The sequence below is a fragment of the Pseudoroseomonas ludipueritiae genome (assembly GCF_014490445.1).
Classification (GTDB): domain Bacteria; phylum Pseudomonadota; class Alphaproteobacteria; order Acetobacterales; family Acetobacteraceae; genus Pseudoroseomonas; species Pseudoroseomonas ludipueritiae.
Window position 1 is genome coordinate 21,140 of the sequence record NZ_JACTUZ010000027.1, and the last position, 16,749, is coordinate 37,888.

At 70.3% G+C, this 16,749-nt stretch carries 18 protein-coding genes; 9 read left to right on the forward strand and 9 right to left on the reverse strand.

Annotated elements, in window-relative coordinates:
• Position 1 precedes the first annotated feature (1 nt).
• Complete coding sequence (locus IBL25_RS09000; RefSeq protein ID WP_187778217.1) at positions 2-1,402, forward strand: NAD(P)H-dependent flavin oxidoreductase; 1,401 nt, start codon at positions 2-4, stop codon at positions 1,400-1,402.
• 91 nt (positions 1,403-1,493) lie between these two features.
• The gene (locus tag IBL25_RS09005; RefSeq protein WP_187778218.1) at positions 1,494-1,943 is read left to right on the forward strand and encodes a DoxX family protein; all 450 of its coding nucleotides are present in this window, start codon (positions 1,494-1,496) and stop codon (positions 1,941-1,943) included.
• Positions 1,944-1,962: 19 nt separating this feature from the next.
• On the opposite strand, the gene IBL25_RS09010 is transcribed toward IBL25_RS09005, so the two are convergent.
• From IBL25_RS09010 to coxB, 5 genes are read right to left on the reverse strand one after another with little or no spacing between them, the layout of a single operon-like run.
• A complete protein-coding gene (locus IBL25_RS09010) occupies positions 1,963-3,075 on the reverse strand; it encodes a c-type cytochrome (RefSeq protein WP_187778219.1) in 1,113 nt (370 codons plus the stop codon).
• Positions 3,069-3,683 carry a cytochrome c oxidase assembly protein gene (locus IBL25_RS09015; protein ID WP_187778220.1) on the reverse strand — a complete coding sequence of 205 codons (615 nt, stop codon included), beginning with the start codon at positions 3,681-3,683 and terminating at the stop codon, positions 3,069-3,071. The genes IBL25_RS09010 and IBL25_RS09015 overlap by 7 nt, the downstream gene beginning before the upstream one ends.
• Positions 3,683-4,090 carry a hypothetical protein gene (locus IBL25_RS09020; RefSeq protein ID WP_187778221.1) on the reverse strand — a complete coding sequence of 136 codons (408 nt, stop codon included), beginning with the start codon at positions 4,088-4,090 and terminating at the stop codon, positions 3,683-3,685. The genes IBL25_RS09015 and IBL25_RS09020 overlap by 1 nt, the downstream gene beginning before the upstream one ends.
• 11 nt (positions 4,091-4,101) lie before the next feature.
• Positions 4,102-6,615, reverse strand: coding sequence for a cytochrome c oxidase subunit I (gene ctaD, locus IBL25_RS09025; RefSeq protein ID WP_187778222.1), 2,514 nt, complete (start codon positions 6,613-6,615; stop codon positions 4,102-4,104).
• The gene (gene coxB, locus IBL25_RS09030) at positions 6,612-7,538 is read right to left on the reverse strand and encodes a cytochrome c oxidase subunit II (protein ID WP_367615582.1); all 927 of its coding nucleotides are present in this window, start codon (positions 7,536-7,538) and stop codon (positions 6,612-6,614) included. The genes ctaD and coxB overlap by 4 nt, the downstream gene beginning before the upstream one ends.
• Before the next feature lie 197 nt (positions 7,539-7,735).
• Here coxB and IBL25_RS09035 point away from each other — a divergent pair, with 197 nt between their 5' ends.
• The 4 genes from IBL25_RS09035 to IBL25_RS09050 are packed head-to-tail and all read left to right on the forward strand — an operon-like array spanning position 7,736 to position 10,149.
• Complete coding sequence (locus IBL25_RS09035; protein ID WP_187778224.1) at positions 7,736-8,143, forward strand: DUF983 domain-containing protein; 408 nt, start codon at positions 7,736-7,738, stop codon at positions 8,141-8,143.
• 40 nt (positions 8,144-8,183) lie between these two features.
• The gene (locus tag IBL25_RS09040; protein WP_187778225.1) at positions 8,184-8,876 is read left to right on the forward strand and encodes a phosphoribosyltransferase; all 693 of its coding nucleotides are present in this window, start codon (positions 8,184-8,186) and stop codon (positions 8,874-8,876) included.
• On the forward strand, positions 8,876-9,232 hold the full coding sequence (locus IBL25_RS09045; RefSeq protein WP_187778226.1) for a DUF423 domain-containing protein: 357 nt from the start codon (positions 8,876-8,878) through the stop codon (positions 9,230-9,232). The genes IBL25_RS09040 and IBL25_RS09045 overlap by 1 nt, the downstream gene beginning before the upstream one ends.
• The gene (locus tag IBL25_RS09050; protein WP_187778227.1) at positions 9,229-10,149 is read left to right on the forward strand and encodes an SAM-dependent methyltransferase; all 921 of its coding nucleotides are present in this window, start codon (positions 9,229-9,231) and stop codon (positions 10,147-10,149) included. Before IBL25_RS09045 ends, IBL25_RS09050 begins: the two co-directional genes overlap by 4 nt.
• A gap of 129 nt (positions 10,150-10,278) precedes the next feature.
• Here IBL25_RS09050 and IBL25_RS09055 read toward each other — a convergent pair whose 3' ends face one another.
• The 4 genes from IBL25_RS09055 to IBL25_RS09070 form a co-directional block, all read right to left on the reverse strand.
• A complete protein-coding gene (locus IBL25_RS09055; RefSeq protein ID WP_187778228.1) occupies positions 10,279-10,587 on the reverse strand; it encodes a hypothetical protein in 309 nt (102 codons plus the stop codon).
• Positions 10,588-10,840: 253 nt separating this feature from the next.
• Positions 10,841-11,146, reverse strand: a complete 306-nt coding sequence (locus IBL25_RS09060) for a hypothetical protein (RefSeq protein WP_187778229.1) — start codon at positions 11,144-11,146, stop codon at positions 10,841-10,843.
• A 131-nt stretch (positions 11,147-11,277) separates the two neighbouring features.
• Positions 11,278-13,569, reverse strand: a complete 2,292-nt coding sequence (locus IBL25_RS09065) for an NADP-dependent malic enzyme (RefSeq protein ID WP_187778230.1) — start codon at positions 13,567-13,569, stop codon at positions 11,278-11,280.
• A gap of 200 nt (positions 13,570-13,769) precedes the next feature.
• Positions 13,770-14,357 (reverse strand): fasciclin domain-containing protein, encoded by a 588-nt coding sequence (locus tag IBL25_RS09070; protein WP_187778231.1) that lies wholly within the window; start codon positions 14,355-14,357, stop codon positions 13,770-13,772.
• Between the two features lie 243 nt (positions 14,358-14,600).
• Here IBL25_RS09070 and IBL25_RS09075 point away from each other — a divergent pair, with 243 nt between their 5' ends.
• The 3 genes from IBL25_RS09075 to mnmE all read left to right on the forward strand — a co-directional run.
• A complete protein-coding gene (locus IBL25_RS09075; protein ID WP_187778232.1) occupies positions 14,601-15,026 on the forward strand; it encodes a hypothetical protein in 426 nt (141 codons plus the stop codon).
• A gap of 144 nt (positions 15,027-15,170) precedes the next feature.
• Positions 15,171-15,551: a (2Fe-2S) ferredoxin domain-containing protein gene (locus IBL25_RS09080; protein ID WP_187778233.1), complete on the forward strand. Its 381-nt coding sequence runs from the start codon at positions 15,171-15,173 to the stop codon at positions 15,549-15,551.
• A gap of 129 nt (positions 15,552-15,680) precedes the next feature.
• A partial coding sequence (gene mnmE, locus IBL25_RS09085; protein ID WP_187778234.1) for a tRNA uridine-5-carboxymethylaminomethyl(34) synthesis GTPase MnmE occupies positions 15,681-16,749 on the forward strand: 1,069 nt, incomplete at its 3' end.

Below are 16,749 nucleotides of genomic sequence, written 5' to 3' on the forward strand. Positions count from 1 at the left end.
TTTGAAAGCGATCAACGCGATCCGGATGGGTGGGGTGGATGTGCTGCCGCTGGTGGAAGGCGGCAAGGGCGTGGCCGTCTCGACCGGAGCCTCCTGTGGCGAATGGGCGGGGGCCGGCGGCGTCGGCACCTTCTCCGGCGTCAATGCCGACAGCTACGATGCCGAAGGCAATGTCATCCGCCAGGTCTATAGCGGCCGTACCCGCGTGGCGCGGCACGAGGAACTGGTGGCCTACGGCATCTCCGGCGGCATCACCCAGGCGCGCGAGGCCTATGAGCGGGCCAATGGCCAGGGCCGCGTGCACATGAACGTGCTCTGGGAGATGGGCGGCGCCGAGCGCATCCTGCGCGGCGTGCTGGAAGGGGCCAAGGGCCTCATCAACGGCATCACCTGCGGCGCCGGCATGCCCTACAAGCTCGCGGAGATCTCGCGCGAGTTCAACGTCTTCTACTACCCCATCGTCTCCTCCGGCCGCGCCTTCAGCGCGCTGTGGAAGCGTTCCTATTCCAAGGTCTCCGAACTGCTGGGCGGCGTGGTCTACGAGGACCCCTGGCTGGCCGGCGGCCATAACGGCCTCTCCAATTCCGAGGACCCGAACAAGCCCGAGGCGCCCTATGACCGGGTGCTGAAGCTGCGGCAGCAGATGCGGCAGTTCGGCCTGGGCGATGTGCCGATCATCATGGCCGGTGGCGTCTGGTGGCTGGAGGAATGGGAGGACTGGATCGACAATCCGGAACTCGGCCCCATCGCCTTCCAGTTCGGCACCCGCCCGCTGGTGACGCAGGAAAGCCCGATCAGCGATGCCTGGAAGCAGAAGCTGCTGACGCTCCAGCCCGGCGACGTGCTGCTGCAGCCCTTCTCGCCCACCGGCTTCTATTCCTCGGCGGTGCGCAACGACTTCCTGCGCGATCTGGAAGCCCGCAACGAGCGTCAGGTGGCGATCAGCCCCGAGCCGGTCGGCGAGCACACCGCCGAATACGGCGTGGGTCCGCGCAAGCGCCTGGTCTGGCTGGCGCCGGGGGACCTGGAGCGCGTGCACAACTGGGAAGCCGCCGGCTTCACCGAGGCGCTGCGCACCCCGGACAATACCCTGGTCTTCGTGACGCCCGAGAATGCGCGGGAGATCCTGAAGGACCAGACCGATTGCATGGGCTGCCTGAGCCACTGCCGCTTCTCCAACTGGACGCAGCACGGCCCGGAATACAGCAATGGCAAGAAGGCCGACCCCCGCTCCTTCTGCATCCAGAAGACGCTGCAGGACATCGCCCATGGCGGGCCGATCGACCACAACCTGATGTTCGCCGGGCATAATGCCTATCGCTTCGGGCAGGACCCCTTCTACTCGAACGGCTTCATCCCCTCGGTGAAGCAGTTGGTCGAGCGGATCATGACGGGCCGCTAACGAACTTCCGTTTCACGTGGAACCATGAGACAACCGCCCCCGGGCCCCGGGGGCGGTTTTTTCATGCCCGCGCGGGGCGGGGGAACATCCGATGATCCGTTCGATCCTGAACAACGGGGCGGTGGAAGCCATCGCCCGCATCCTGCTGTGCTTTCCCTTCTGGGGCAGCGGCCTGGCCAAGCTGATCGATTTCCAGGGCGGCGTGGCGGAGATGGCCATGTTCGGCCTCAACCCGCCGGTGCTGTTCAACATCGCCGTCATCATCGTTCAGCTCGGCGGGTCGGCGCTGGTCATCCTGAACCGCTGGACCTGGCTGGGGGCGGGGGCGCTAGGCGTCTTCACCGCGCTCACCATCCCGCTGGTGCACCACTTCTGGAGCCTGGAGGGGGAGCGCGGCCTTGTCGCTTTCCACACCGCCACCGAGCATGTCGGCATGATCGGCGCGCTGGTGATCGTGGCCATCCTGGCGGAACGGAAGCGCCGGGCGCCGCTGCCGCAGCCGGCGGGTGGCAGCGGCACCTCGAGCTGGTCCACCACCTGAAGGCGGCGGGCGCGGCCCCTTACCGGCCGCCACCCTGCGAGGCGAACCAGGCGGAGACGGCGTGGGCCTGCTCCGGCGTCAGGCGGCTGGCCACGGTCTGCATGATGCGGTGGTAAGGGCCGCCACCGCGCGGGCCTTCCCGCCACAAGGCCAGTTGCCCCTCCAGATAGGGCGCGTGCTGGCCATCCAGCCGGGGCCAGGATGGGTTGCGCGCAAGCGCCTCCGCCCCGTGGCAGGAGAGGCAGGCGGGGAGCTGGTTCTCCGGCATGCCCTGGCGGGCGATGCGCTCGCCCTCCGCCAGCAGGGCCGGGTCGAAGCTCTGCGGCACCGGCTGGCGCGGCTGGGCGGCGTAATGGGCGGCCAGGGCGCGCAGGGCCTCGTCGCCTGCCCGGGCGGCCGGGGGCTGCATGATGCCGCTGTGGCGGCTGCCATCGGCAAAGGCACGCAAAGCCTGCAACAGGTAAGCCTCGTTCTGCCCCGCGATGACGGGGAAGGCGGCACCGTCCCGCCCCTGGCCGTCGCGGTTGTGGCAGCGAGCACAGTCGGCCAGCACCTCAGCGGGCGGCGTGCCCAGCCCGCCAATGCCGGCATTGGCGCCAGGCGGCCGCCGCGGCGTCTCGGCCCCATAGGCCAGGCGGCGGTATTCCTCCGGCTGCATGTCCCGCAGGGCCTCCAGGAAGGCCACCATGGCCCAGACCTCGTCCCGCCGCTCCGGCACGATCCAGGCGGGCATGCCGGTATAGCGCACGCCGTGCTGGACGATGCGGAACAGCTCCTTCGGCGTCCAGTCATCCAGGCTGTCCGAGAAGTCCGGTGGGCGCGGCGTGCTGCGCTGGATGATGGGGTTCTGCGGCTCCCCCGGCGCGCCATGGCAGGGGGCGCAGCCGCTGGCGTAATGGCCGGCGCCGCGGGCCTTCAGGGCCATGTCGTCCAGCGGCGGCGGCGCTTCCACCAGCAGGGCATGGGTGCGGACGGAACTGCTCATCACCCAGTGCAGCGCCCAGTTGGTGATGGCCCAATGCCCGCCCGAGGCCGCGATGTTGAAGAGCCCGGACCAGGCGAAGAGCAGCGCGCCGGCCACCAGGGCCAGCAGGGCCAGGGCGGCGCGGCGCCAGGTGACGCGGATCAGCATGCGGCAGGGTCCTCCCGCTCCGGGCCCAGCAGCCGGGCGGCCAGGATCAGCCCGCCGGCCAGATAAGCGGCGCCGCCCACCAGCAGCATCACCACGCCGCCCAGGCTCTGGTCCTCCAGCACCGTCAGGCCCAGGCAGGCCTCGTGGTTGTAAAGCGGGCGGGGGGCCAGGGTCAGCAGCGCACCCAGCAGGGTCATGTGCATGGAGGTCAGCAGCAGCGCGACGATGCCGCCGCCGCGCCGCTCCCCCTCGGCCCCGAGGCAGGAGAGCCAGACCAGCAGTCCGGTCAGCAGGAAGGAGCCCTGCTCCAGCACCAGGAAGGGGAAGGCGGCGCGCGCGGCCTCATGCGGCCCCGGCAGGTGCCAGCCCCAGACGGCGAGAAATTCCAGCAGGGAGGCCGCCAGCGGCCCCAGCAGCACCGGGTGGCGCCGCGTCAGGTCCCAGCGCGTGCCGGTGAGGCCGATGGCCAGCATTGGCGCGGCGATGGCCACCACCGCCATATGCATCACCATGCCGCCGGTGAAGCTCGGCCCCAGCAGCAGCCAGACCGGCCCACCCCAGGCCAGGGCCAGCACCAGCAGCCCGGCGGGCAGAGCCGTGCCCGCCATCAGCGGCAATCCGTGATCAGGAAGGCCGGCAGGGCGATGAAGATGACGCTGGCGAAGCTGAGGCCGGAGAGCAGCAGGGTGGCCAGGCCGAGGAAGTGCTGCCGGTCCTCGGGCGTGGCGGCGTCATGCGGCGGGTCCTCGGTGCCGGCGCCCCAGTGGCGCCAGGCCTGCCAGGCGGAGACCAGGATGAGGGCCAGCGCCACCGCCGTGCCGATCGCCACCAGCGGCCGCACCTCACCGATGGGCGCGAAGCTGACGCCGGAGGAAGGCTCGGTCAGGTTGATGCCGCCTTCCTTGGCGCAATGCACGGCGGCGACGAGGTAGCAGAACAGGAAATGCAGCGCCCAGATCGTGGGCGGCATCAGCAGCGTCCAGAGATCGGCCTTGTCGCGGATGCGGATGACCATGGCGCGCTCCCTCAGGCCAGCAGGGGGAAGAGGGCGGTGACGGCCAGCGTCACCAGGCCCGTGATGGCGGCGAAGTGCCAGTAGAGCACCACGTTGTGGATATCGATGTCCCAGCGCGTGGTCAGCTTGCCGGCGAGCGAGCGGGCCATGCAGTAGCCCTGCATCACCACGCCGAGCGCCAGATGCAGCGCCGCCCAGATCAGCAGCACCCAGACGGCGGCGGGATAGACATGGGTGGTGGGCGCCAGCCCGGCCTGCCAGGGGGCCCAGAGCATGGCCGCGCCGCTGCCCAGCGCCGCCAGGACGCCGATGCCGAGGCCGAGGCGCAGCCCCATGGCGCTGCCGGCGGTATTGCGCGCCCGGGCCCAGAGCATGGCGCCCCAGGCCAGGGCCAGCAGCCCGAAGGCGACGGCCGGCCAGAGCAGGCCGGGGCCCATCGGCGCGCCATCCGGGCCAAGCGGCGGGAAGACCTCGTGGATGGTCCAGTAATAGAAATAGCTGAAGACCAGGCTGGCGAAGGCCGTCATGTCGCCGAACATGGTGATGAACATGGCCCACCAGCCGACCGAGCGGTGGCCGGAGATGTAGAGGGGCAGGGTGAGGCCACGCCCCACCATCTTCTCCTCCTTCTCCGGGATCATGGCGGTGCCGCGCCAGAGCCAGGTCATGATGCCGAACATGCCGGCGATGCCGAAGCCCAGTGCGGTCCAGTAGAGGTGGTAGGTGGTGGCGATGAAGCTGGCGCCGATCAGGATGGCGCAGATCATCGGCATGAAGCTGTTGCCGGGCACCCGCAGGCATTGGATGGGGTGGCTGTCCAGCACCGAGGTCACCATGGTCTCGCGCTGGCCTTCCTCGGCATCGGGCAGGTACCAGCGGCCCTCGTCCACCTCGCGCGGCAGGTCCGGCTGGTCCCAGAGCGGGTAGCGGGAAGCGACCTCGGGCACGCTGCGCACGCCGAAATCGGGGCCGGGCAGCGGGTTCAGCCATTCCAGCGTGCCGGCATTCCAGGGGTTGCGCGATACGGTCTCGCGCTTGCGGATGCCCCAGAGCAGGTCCCAGGCAAACAGCAGCACGCCGGTGGCGAAGATGAAGGCGCCGAGGGTGGAGACGAGGTTCAGCCAGTCCCAGCCAATGCCGGAGGGATAGGTGAAGACACGGCGCGGCATGCCGCGCAGCCCGGTGAAGTGCATCGGCATGAAGCCGATGTTGAAGCCGGCGAACATGAGCCAGAAGACCCACTTGCCCAGGCGGTCGGAGAGCTTTTTCCCCGTCACCAGCGGCACGTAGTAATAGGCCCCGGCCAGCAGCGGCAGCAGCATGCCGCCGATCAGCACGTAGTGCAGGTGCGCCACCACGAAGTAGCTGTCATGCGCCTGCCAGTCGAAGGGCGCGATGGCGACCATGACGCCCGTCAGCCCGCCGATGACGAAGATGGCCAGCGAGCCGGCGGCGAAGAGCATCGGCACCGTGAAGACCACGCGCCCGGCCAGCATGGTGGCGATGAAGACGAAGATCTGTACGCCGGTCGGGATGGCCACCGCCTCGGAGGCCGCCGAGAAGAAGCCCAGCGAGATGGCCGGCAGCCCCGTGGTGAACATGTGGTGCACCCAGAGCCCGAAGCTCAGGAAGCCGGTGCCCACGGCGGCCAGCACGATCCAGGAATAGCCGATGATCTTCCGGCGGGCGAAGGTCGGCACCAGCATCGCCATCAGGGCGATGGAGGGCAGGAAGATGATGTAGACCTCGGGGTGGCCGAAGATCCAGAAGAGGTGCTGCCAGAGCAGCGGGTCGCCGCCGCGCGCGGGGTCGAAGAAGGGCCAGTCCGCCATCCGCTCCAGCTCGAAGAGGATGTCGCCGGCGATCAGCGGCGGAAAGGCGAAGAGGATCATCCCGCCCACGATCAGCACGTACCAGCAATAGAGCGGGATGGTGTTGATGCGCATGCCGGGCGGCCGGCACTTCAGCACGCCGACGATCAGCTCCACCGCGGCGGCGATGGAGGCGACCTCGATGAAGGAAAGGCCCAGCAGCCAGATATCGGCGCCGATGCCGGAGAGCTTCGGGTCGGTGGTGAGCGGGGGATACATGAACCATCCCCCGTCCGGCGCGGCATTGAAGAAGATCGATCCGCAGACGAAGACGCCGCCGATCAGGAAGCACCAGTAGCCAAAGGCCGAAAGGCGCGGGAAGGGCAGGTCGCGCGCTGCCAGCATGGTGGGCAGCAGCAGGATGGCCACGGCCTCGAAGATCGGCACAGCGAAGAGAAACATCATCGCCGTGCCGTGCAGGGTGAAGAGCTGGTTGTAGAGCGGCGCCGGGATCAGCGTGTTGTCCGGCACCGCCAGCTGCGCCCGCACCAGCAGCGCCAGGGCACCGGCAAACAGGAAGAAGCCGAAGGCGGTCAGCGTGTACCAGCGCCCGACCTCGGTATTGTTCACCGCCGACCAGTAGCGCCAGCCGGGCGGGGAGGCCCAGACGCGCTCCAGCCGCTCTTCCTGTTCCTTGCGCAATTGCTCGCTCATCGCAGCGATCCCAGCCAGGTGGCGATGGCGGCACTCTCGGCCGGCGGCAGCATACCGAAGGAAGGCATGCGCGCGGCCGGCTTGATGGCCTGCGTCTCGCGGATGAAGCGGTCGATATTCTCGGGGCTATTGGGCAGGATGCCGGCGGCGATGGTGGGCCGCGCGCCCAGATGCGTCAGGTCCGGCCCGACGCGCCCGGCCGCCGCGGTGCCGCGCACGGTGTGGCAGGCGCCGCAGCCGCGTGCCAGGAAGAGCGCCGCGCCCCCATCGGTGCTGGCCGTGGCCGCGCCGGATTCGCGCTCGACCCAGGCGGTGAAGGCCTCGGGCTCCATCACCTCGACCGACATGGCCATCAGGGCATGGGAGGCTCCGCAGAACTCGGCGCAGGCGCCGCGGAAGCGGCCGGTCTGCGTCGGCTCCAGCACCAGGCGGTTGGTGGTGCCGGGGATCGCATCCATCTTGCCACCCAGGCTCGGAATCCAGAAGGAATGGATCACGTCCTGCGCCGTCAGAAGGAACTCGGTGCGCTGCCCGACAGGCAGGCGAACCTCGTTGGCCGTCTCGAAACGCCGGCCATCGGGAAGCACGTAGCGCACGCGCCACCAGAACTGCTGGCCCTCCACCTCCACCCGCAGCCCATCCCCGGGGGCGCGCAGTTCCGGCATCAGCCGCAGGCCGAAGACCAGCAGGGCCGCCAGCAGCAGCGTGGGCAACAGCGCGCCACAGACCAGGATCAGCCGCGCCGCCCGCCGCGCCGGCCAGGGCCGCTCCCGCCGGCGGCTGGCGTAGAAGGAGAGGCCCACCACCAGCACCCAGAGCACCAGGCTCGCGCCGGCCATCCACCAGAAGAGCTGGGAGACCGCTTCCGCCTCATGCCCCGCCGGGGCCAACGCCGATTGCGGGCCATCGCACGCGGCCAGCACCAGTGGCAGCAGCCATGCTCCCCGCCTGCAAAGCTCCCGATGCACTCAAACCCCCGCGGCCACTTCTCGCGCCAACGCGAGGTGATGGAGCAGGTTGCAGGAAATTCACCTTCGCTTCGGGATCAGGCTGGCGCGTGACGGAGGACGGGGCCATGGCGTTCCACATCCGCCACGTCGCGGAAGGGAGGATACCAACCATGGCCGAGACACCCGAACACCGGCTGCCGCCGGGTGAGACGCCCATGTCCCTGGGCATTCGTGGCCGCTGCCCGCGCTGCGGCAAGGGGCATATCTTCGCGGGTTTCCTGAAGCTGGCCAAGCGTTGCGACCACTGCGGCCTCGACATGTCCTTCGCCGACCCGGCCGATGGACCGGCCTTTTTCGTGATGTCCATCGTGGCGGTGCCGGTCACCATCTTCGCCATCTGGCTGGAGCTGGGCCACGAGCCGCCCTTCTGGGTGCATCTGCTGACCACCTTTCCGCTGCTGCTGGTCTCTTCCGTCCTGCTGCTGCGGCCTTTCAAGGGCTGGCTGGTCTGCTCGCAATACATCAACAAGGCCGAGGAAGGCCGCTTCGGGACGCGCCAGCCGCCACCCCAGGCATAGAGCACTGGCATCTTGCCGCGCGCTGTGCCATCCGCGCGGCATGGAACAGGCCCCCGAATTCTGGCAGCGCTACGAGGCCGCGCCGCTGCCGCCGCCCTTCACGGCGGCCGCCCCCGCTGCCATGCCGGACGGGCGCTGGCTGCACCTGCCGCTGCGCGACTACGGCGCCGTGGCCGTGACCGGCTTCATCGCCAACCAGGCGTCCTTTGCCGTGCTGCGCCCGGTCTGCGCCTGGATGGCGGAGGCCGCGCGGGACCTCGGGGCCGAGGTGGTGGTGGGCCTGCCGACGCTGGGCCATGTCTTCGGCGCGCCGGTGGCCGAGGCGCTGGGCCATTCCAACTGGGTCGCCCCCGGCTATTCCCGCAAGAAATGGTACGAGGAGGCGCTCTCGGTGCCCACCTCCTCCTCCACCGCGCCGGATGCCCGGCGGATGTGGCTGGACCCGCGCCTGCTGCCCCGCCTGCGAGGCCGCCGCGTGCTGCTGGTGGATGACGTGATCAGCACCGGCTCCTCCGCCCATGCCGGGCTGGCGCTGCTGGGCAAAGTGGGGGTGCGGCCGGTGGGGCTTTGCGTCGCCATGGCGCAGGGAGACCGCTGGCGTGCGGAATGGCCGGATGACGTGCCGGTGGCCGCCGCCTTCGCCACTCCGCTCTTCCGGCGGGGCGAGGGCGGCTGGGTGCCGGACGAGTCCACGCGCCCCGCCATCCGCCTGCCGCTGCGGGAGGCCGCGTGATGGACCGCCTGTGGCTGGTGCTGGGCGCGCTCTCGGGCGGCGTGGCGGTGGGGCTTTCCGCCTGGGCGGCGCATGGGCTGGACCCGGCGCAGGCAGCCCTGGCTTCCAGCGCCCTGACCATGCAGGGCTGGCACGCCCTGGCGCTGCTGGCCACCGGATTGCTGGCCGGGCACCGACGCGGCTGGCTGGCGCATCTGGCCGGCGGCGGCTTTGTTCTGGGCACGCTCTGCTTCTGCGGCGCGGTGTGGTGGCGGGCCCTGACCGGCGGCTCCCTGGGCAGCGTCGCGCCTCTCGGGGGAACCCTGCTGATGCTGGCCTGGCTGTTGCTGGCCCTGGCGGCGGGGCGCCGGGCATGACGCCGCGCAGCGCCTATCTCGCCGCCGAGGGTTTCGAGCGGGAGCTGGAGGAGGAACTGCGCCGCGCCGGCATCGCCATCGCCGCCTGGCATGGGTTGCTGGCGCTGTCCGAGGCACCGCCCGTGCCCGCCGCCTGGGCGCTGGATACCTGGACTGATCCGCGCGAGATGCCGGTGGCCTCCATCAAATCCGCCGCCACGGCGCTGCGGGGTATCCAGCGCAACTGGTCGCTCTATGCCGCCGCCTTCCATCGTCGTGCCGCGCTGATCGAGGCGGCGCTGCCGCCGGTGAAGGCGCGCGCGCTGCATTTCCCGGAACCGGCGCCCACCGGCCACCTGGGCGCCTGGACGCTGCTGGCACCCGACCGGATGCTGGCCAGCCCCACCAAGACCAGCCCCTTCCTGAATGGCGCCGTGCGCTTCGAGGAAGACCGCGAGGGCCCGCCCTCCCGCGCCTATCTGAAGCTGTGGGAAGCGCTGACGCGCATCGGCCGCTGGCCGGGGCCGGGGGAGACGGTGCTGGACCTCGGCGCCGCGCCGGGCGGCTGGACCTGGGCACTGGCGCAACTGGGCTGCCAGGTGGTGGCGGTGGACAAGGCGCGGATGGACCCGGCCGTGGCCGCGCTGCCCAATGTCGCCATCCGCACCGAAAGCGCCTTTGGGCTGGAGCCGGAAAAGCAGCCGGCGGTGGATTGGCTGTTCAGCGACATCATCTGCTACCCGGCCCGCCTGCTGGGGCTGGTGCGGCGCTGGATGGAGGCCGGCCGCGCCCGCAATTTCGTCTGCACCCTGAAGTTCCAGGGGGAGACGGACCATGACACCGCCGCCGCCTTCGCAGCCATCCCTGGCGCGCAGCTCTTCCACGGCGCGCATAACAAGCACGAGCTGATGTTCTGCCTGCTGCGGGACGCGCCCTGACGCCGATCCGGGGCGGGTGCGAACGCGTGGCCGGGTGAAGTGCTCCAGGCATAACGAAAGGGCCGGCCCCCTGGCGGGAAGCCGGCCCTTGCGGAACGAAGCGGCCGTGGCCGCCCGTGGTGTCAGCCCTTAGCGATGGGCCAGCTGCTGCGCCTGCTCCACAGGCAGATAGGCCACGTAGCCCTCGCTGCCGCCAACAAAGACCGGGATGCCGGCCGAAGGCTCAACAAAGCGGCTGTCGAGATGGGCGATCTGCTGGCTCTCACCCTGGCCGGCCACGCGCACGGCGCCGCCGCCCACGATGTTGCCGGTATGGCCAGCGGGGTATTGCACCGCGAATTGCTCACCCTGGTTGATGACCTGCAGCTCCTGCGCCTGGGCGGCGCCGGCGAGGCCGGCCATAAGGAGGGCGGCGGAAAGAATGGCAGAGCGGAACATGGTGTAGATCCTTTGGCTTGGTGAAGCTCATCGCTTCCGTTGGCCGATATCTATGCGCTCCACGCGCATCTTTCCAATCAGCCATGCCAATGCCAAGTATTCGCTCAGGCGATGATCATGCATCCGTGACATGATGTGCCAGGATTTATCCCCATAATGCATGGCTGGTCCGTGACGGCGCCGTGCCATATGCGGGTAGGAGTGCAAAAACGAGGGAAGGGCTGTCCGGTCCAAGGGCTGGCCTCAACGCCGGTCAGCCCGGCGAGGTGCTGGCTGGATCATGGCGGTACGGCAGATACACCACATCGGGGTCCTCCCCGCCCGGCTGGTAGGGAATGCCCGGGGGCGGCAAGGAGTGCAGGGGCGCGGAATAGATGACGCTCGGTGTCTCGCCGAGCGTGCGCAGCACCTTGCCGCCACCCACAATATTGCCGGTATAGCCGGCGGAGTAATGCACCTCGAACTGCTCGCCCTGGTTCACGACCTGCTGGGCCTGCGCGGCGCCACCGGCCAGGACGCCAGCCAAAAGGGCGGCGGCCACCATCGAAGCACGGAACATGGCTGTTCCTCCTGGAGATCCACAGGGCGCAGCCGCGCCCTCCGAACCTCTATCGCGCCGCCGCCATCGCCCTGCCAATTGGGTGGGGCGATGGTCGGTATTCGCGCCGGCGATTACGGTGCCGGCCTGGCTCAGTCCTTCATCACCGCACCATGCGCGGCGAAGCAGGCCATATCCAGAATCTGGTTCACGCTGGCGCCCATGCTGGCGATCTGCACCGGATGCTCCAGCCCCACCAGGATCGGGCCCAGAGTGGTGGCGCTGGTCAGGCGCGGCACCGCCTTGGAGAGGATATGGGCGGCGTGCAGCCCCGGCATCACCAGCACATTGGCCGGGCCGCTGAGGCGGCAGAAGGGGTAGAGGGCGCGCAACTGCGGGTCCAGCGCCACGTCGGCGCCCATCTCGCCATCGTATTCGAAGTCCACGCCACGCTCGTCCAGCAGCTTCACCGCCTCCCGCACCGGGCTGACGATGGTGCCGCCCGGGTCGCCGAAGTTGGAGAAGGAAAGGAAGGCCACGCGCGGCTCCAGCCCCATCCGGCTGGCGGCGGCGGCGGCACCCTTGGCGATCTGCGCCAGGGTCTCCGCATCCGGCCGCTCATGGATGGCGGTATCGGCGATCAGCGTGGTGCCGGCGGTGCGGCTCAGCAGCACCGTCAGGCCGAAGAGCGCCCGGCCGGGGATGGCATCCACCGCGCGCGTCACGCCTTCCAGCGTCACGCTGAAGGAGCGGGTGACGCCGCTGACCATGGCATCCGCATCGCCCAGCGCCACCATGCAGGCGGCGAAGACATTGCGGTCCTGGTTGACCAGCCGCTGGCAGTCGCGGAACAGCAGGCCCTGGCGCTGCTGCCGGGCATAGAGCCATTCGGCATAGCGCAGGTTGCTGTCGGAAAGGCGGGCATTATGGATCTCGATGCCCTCCGGCAGCGGGATGCCCAGCGCGGCCACGGTCTCGCGCACCCGCTCCTCGCGCCCCACCAGCACCGGCGTGCCATAGCCGGCGTTGCGGAAGGCGATGGCGGCGCGGATGACCTTCTCTTCCTCGCCCTCGGCGAAGACCACCTTCTGCGGATTGGCGCGCACGCGCTCCGTCACCGCCTCCAGCGCCGCCATGCCGGCATCCAGACGCCCGGCGAGGCCGCGCGCGTAGCGCTGCATGTCCAGGATCGGCTTGCGGGCGACGCCGCTGTCCATCGCCGCCTTGGCCACGGCGGGGGAGACATGGGAGATCAGGCGCGGGTCGAAGGCATGCGGGATGATGTAGTCGGGGCCGAAGCGCAGCCCGGCGCCGCCGCCCGCGCCCGCCACTTCCTCCGGCACATCCTCGCGCGCCAGCATCGCCAGCGCCTCAGCGGCGGCGATCTTCATGGCCTCGTTGATGGTGGAGGCGCGCACGTCCAGCGCGCCGCGGAAGATGAAGGGAAAGCCCAGGACATTGTTGACCTGGTTGGGATAATCGGAGCGACCGGTGGCCACGATCACGTCCGGGCGCACGGCACGCGCCTCGTCCGGCGTGATCTCGGGGTCCGGGTTGGCCATGGCGAAGATGATCGGGTTCTTGGCCATGCTGGCCACCATGGCGGGCGTGACCGCTCCCTTCACGGACAGGCCGAAGAAGGCATCGGCGCCTTCCAGGGCCTGGGAGAGCGTGCGGCGGTCGGTGGAAACGGCGTGGGCCGACTTCCACTGGTTCATGCCCTCGGTGCGGCCACGGTAGAGCACGCCCTTGGTGTCGCACATCAGGATATTCTCGGGCCGCATGCCCATGGCCTTCACCAGCTCGGCGCAGGCGATGGCGGCGGAGCCGGCGCCGTTGATGACGAGCCTGGTGTCCTTCAGCTCCCGCCCCGTCAGGTGGCAGGCATTGATCAGCCCGGCGGCGGCGACGATGGCGGTGCCATGCTGGTCATCATGGAAGACCGGGATGTCCATCAGCTCGCGCAGGCGCTGCTCGATGACGAAGCATTCCGGTGCCTTGATGTCCTCCAGGTTGATGCCGCCGAAGGAGGGGCCGAGGTAGCGGACGGAATTGACGAATTCGTCCACATCCTCGGTGGAGACGCAGAGGTCGATGGAATCCACATCGGCGAAGCGCTTGAACAGCGCGGCCTTGCCTTCCATCACCGGCTTGCCGGCCAGCGCGCCCAGGTTGCCCAGCCCCAGCACGGCCGTGCCGTTGGAGATGACGGCCACCATGTTGCCCTTGGCCGTGTAGTCATAGGCCAGGGAAGGGTCGCGGTGGATATGCAGGCAGGGTTCGGCGACGCCTGGGGAATAGGCGAGGCTGAGATCGCGTGCGGTGGTCAGCGGCTTGGTCAGCCGGATTTCCAGCTTGCCGGGTTTTCCCTCGGCGTGAAGGGCCAGCGCCTCCTCAGCGGTGATACGGGCAGTACGGGTGTCAGGCGCGCGGGCGTCGTCCATGGACCTCAGACTTCTACAGAGACGAATGGTCCATCATGAGGCCGCCGGCCGCGCAGGGCTAGCCAGCCGCTTCGCAAGTGCGGCATCGCGCCGCCGGGCGGCAGGGTGGCGCGGCGGAGGCTGACAGGGTCGTGATGACGGCGGACCCCTGGCCCGCCGCTGCCGGCCTGCTCCAGGGGAGGAGCAGGCCGGGTTGGCGATCAAGGCAGCAGCAGGTTGTCGATGCCGTGCACGACGCCGTTGCTGGCCATCAGGTCCGGCATGATGAACCGGGCCGGCGGCTGCAGGTTCTGCCCGCCCGCGCCGGTGCCGAAGTTGCTGCCGGCGCCGCCGGAGGCCTTCACCACGGCCACGGTGGCAGGCGTGCTGCGGCCATCCAGCCGCACCAGCCCGCCATTGATGGAGGGCATGTCCCGCACCGTGCCGGCCAGGCTCTGGCTGGTGACGGTGCCGGCCACCATGTGGTGGGTCAGCAGCGCGCCCAGGCGGAACTGGTCGGCGGCACCGGCCTGGTTGCCGGATTCGGTGCCCAGCAGGTCCTGCATCAGGGCCGGGTGGCGGTCGATCGCCTCGTTCACCGGCACAAAGAGCGTCAGGTCCTGCGTGCCGCGCAGCCGCACAAGCTCGCCGCCCCGCTGCGCCAGCTCCAGGAAGCGGGAGAATTGCGGCACGCTGGCCAGGGTATTGGCGATGTCGCTCATGGAAGCGACCTGCGCGCGCAGCACGGCGGGGGCGGCGAGCGTCGCGCCTAAGGTGGCACCGAGCAGGGTACGGCGTTGGATCGTCATGAAGAAACTCCTCGACGGTTCTTGGCAGGCGTGAACTGGAACAAATGAAAGCCCCTGCTGCGCCCACCCTTGTTTCAGGCGCGTGGCGGAGCTGTTGCGGGCAAGCAACGCCTCGCCCGACGCCGGGTTTCCTGCTGCGTAAGCGCTGCATTTTTCACTGCCATGGTGGAACCCACGCCAGATGACGGCGTTGTCGGAAGCACGGCCGTACGATGACAGGCCATATCAGAGGGAGTTCTCGCCATGCTGCGCCAGCGCGCGATCCTGTCCACCATTGCCGCTTCTGCCCTGATGCTGGGCTTGGCGGCCTGCGACAACACCAACAATTCCGCCACCCGCGCGGTGGACCGCGCCGCGGGCACCAATACTTCCGGCGCTTACCCGGCGCAGTCCGACGGCACTCCCGGCAACCCGCCGGGCACCGAGAGCACCCGGGCGCTGGACCGCGCCGCGGGCACCAACACCTCGGGCGCCTATCCTTCCCAGTCCGATGGCACGCGCGCCAACCCGCCGGGCACCGCCACCACCCGGGCGCTGGACCGCGCCGCGGGCACCAACACCTCGGGCGCCTATCCTTCCCAGTCCGATGGCACGCGCGCCAACCCGCCGGGCACCGCCGCCGGCCGGGCGCTGGACCGCGCCACCGGCAACAGCTCCGGCGGCTACTGATCCAGGCCTGCGCGGCACCGCCGCCAGCCTGCCGCTGCAGCAGGGCCGCCCGGGATCACCGGGCGGCCCTTTGCGCTTCCGCCGCCGGCAGCGCCGCCGGGCAGGCGGTGCTAGTCTCCGCGCCCCTGCCAAGGAGAATGCCGCATGGCCGATATCGAGCCCGCGCCCGAAGCCGATCCGCCGCCCTGGTTCCAGGCGCATGTCTTTGTCTGCTGCAACCGGCGGCCCGAGGGGCACCGCCGTGGCTCCTGCGCCGCGCGCGGCAGCGAGGCGCTGAAGGACTACATGAAGGCCCGCGCCAAGGAACTCGGCCTGAAGGGCGTGCGGGTGAACACCGCCGGCTGCCTGGACCGCTGCGAATTCGGCCCCACCATGGTGATCTACCCCGAAGGCATCTGGTACCGCGCCGAAACGCGGGATGACGTGGATGAGATCCTGACGGCGCATCTGGTGCGCGGCGGCCGCGCCCGGCGGCTGATGCTGACCGAGCGGGACGTGCCGCCCCCCAAGCCGCCCAAGGACTGAGCCGCCGCCGGTTGCCAGCGGCGGCCGGCCGGCCCACATCCCGCGCCATCCAGCCCGGCCGCGCGGGGAGGGGAGGCGGGTTGCCTTCCGCCGCTGCCTCCCCCGGGCCTTTCGCGCGGACGGAGCTGCATGACCGATACCATCTTCGCCCTGGCTTCCGGCGCGGGCCGGGCCGCCATCGCGGTGCTGCGGCTGTCCGGCACCGGCTGCGGCGCGGTGCTGCAACGGCTGGCCGGGCGACTGCCGCCGCCCCGTATGGCCAGCCTGCGACGGCTGCGCGCCCCCGCCAGCGGCGAAGTGCTGGACGAGGCGCTGGTGCTCTGGTTCCCCGGCCCGCGCAGCTACACGGGTGAGGATTCGGCGGAACTGCACCTGCATGGCGGCCGCGCGGTGCTGGAGGGCGTCAGCGCCGCCCTGCTGGTTTGCGGGGCCCGCCCGGCCGAGCCGGGGGAATTCACCCGCCGTGCCTTCCTGAACAACCGGCTGGACCTGACGGCAGCGGAGGGCATCGCTGACCTGATCGATGCCGAGACCGCCGCCCAGCGGCGGCAGGCGCTGCGGCAGGCCGGGGGCGCGCTGGCGGAGCGCTATGCCGGCTGGGCCACGCGCCTGACCCGGCTGCTGGCGCATCAGGAAGCCGCCATCGAATTCGCCGAGGACGGGCTGCCCAACAGCCTGGAGGACGAGATGCGCGCCGGTGCCGCCGCCCTGGCCGCCGAGATCCGCCGGCATCTGGATGATGGCGGGCGGGGGGAGCGGCTGCGGGAAGGGCTCTGGGCCGCCATCCTGGGCGCGCCCAATGCGGGCAAAAGCTCGCTGCTGAATGCCCTGGCGGGGCGGGAGGCCGCCATTGTCTCCGCCACCGCCGGCACCACGCGGGACGTGGTGGAGGTGCGGCTGGAACTGGGCGGCGTGCCGGTGCTGCTGGCCGATACCGCCGGGCTGCGGGAGACGGCGGATGAGATCGAGGCCGAGGGCGTTCGGCGGGCGCGGCGGCGGGCGGAGGAGGCGGACCTGGTGATCGCGGTCTTCGCCGCCGATGTGCCGCCGGATGCCGGCACCCGGGCCATGGTGGCGCCGGGCACGGTGGTGGTGGCCAACAAGACCGACCTGGCGTCCGCCCCGGCGGAGATCGGCGGCGTGGCGCCGCTGGCGGTCTCGGCCCGCAGCGGGGAAGGGCTGGATGCGCTGCGGGAGG

Bases quoted from the DNA above. Each gene is read 5' to 3' on its own strand.
- IBL25_RS09005 (WP_187778218.1), top strand. From the start codon at position 1,494: ATGATCCGTTCGATCCTGAACAACGGGGCGGTGGAAGCCATCGCCCGC.
- IBL25_RS09010 (WP_187778219.1), bottom strand. From the start codon at position 3,075: ATGCTGATCCGCGTCACCTGGCGCCGCGCCGCCCTGGCCCTGCTGGCC.
- IBL25_RS09015 (WP_187778220.1), bottom strand. From the start codon at position 3,683: ATGGCGGGCACGGCTCTGCCCGCCGGGCTGCTGGTGCTGGCCCTGGCC.
- IBL25_RS09020 (WP_187778221.1), bottom strand. From the start codon at position 4,090: ATGGTCATCCGCATCCGCGACAAGGCCGATCTCTGGACGCTGCTGATG.
- ctaD (WP_187778222.1), bottom strand. From the start codon at position 6,615: ATGAGCGAGCAATTGCGCAAGGAACAGGAAGAGCGGCTGGAGCGCGTC.
- IBL25_RS09035 (WP_187778224.1), top strand. From the start codon at position 7,736: ATGGCCGAGACACCCGAACACCGGCTGCCGCCGGGTGAGACGCCCATG.
- IBL25_RS09040 (WP_187778225.1), top strand. From the start codon at position 8,184: ATGGAACAGGCCCCCGAATTCTGGCAGCGCTACGAGGCCGCGCCGCTG.
- IBL25_RS09045 (WP_187778226.1), top strand. From the start codon at position 8,876: ATGGACCGCCTGTGGCTGGTGCTGGGCGCGCTCTCGGGCGGCGTGGCG.
- IBL25_RS09050 (WP_187778227.1), top strand. From the start codon at position 9,229: ATGACGCCGCGCAGCGCCTATCTCGCCGCCGAGGGTTTCGAGCGGGAG.
- IBL25_RS09055 (WP_187778228.1), bottom strand. From the start codon at position 10,587: ATGTTCCGCTCTGCCATTCTTTCCGCCGCCCTCCTTATGGCCGGCCTC.
- IBL25_RS09060 (WP_187778229.1), bottom strand. From the start codon at position 11,146: ATGTTCCGTGCTTCGATGGTGGCCGCCGCCCTTTTGGCTGGCGTCCTG.
- IBL25_RS09065 (WP_187778230.1), bottom strand. From the start codon at position 13,569: ATGGACGACGCCCGCGCGCCTGACACCCGTACTGCCCGTATCACCGCT.
- IBL25_RS09070 (WP_187778231.1), bottom strand. From the start codon at position 14,357: ATGACGATCCAACGCCGTACCCTGCTCGGTGCCACCTTAGGCGCGACG.
- IBL25_RS09075 (WP_187778232.1), top strand. From the start codon at position 14,601: ATGCTGCGCCAGCGCGCGATCCTGTCCACCATTGCCGCTTCTGCCCTG.
- IBL25_RS09080 (WP_187778233.1), top strand. From the start codon at position 15,171: ATGGCCGATATCGAGCCCGCGCCCGAAGCCGATCCGCCGCCCTGGTTC.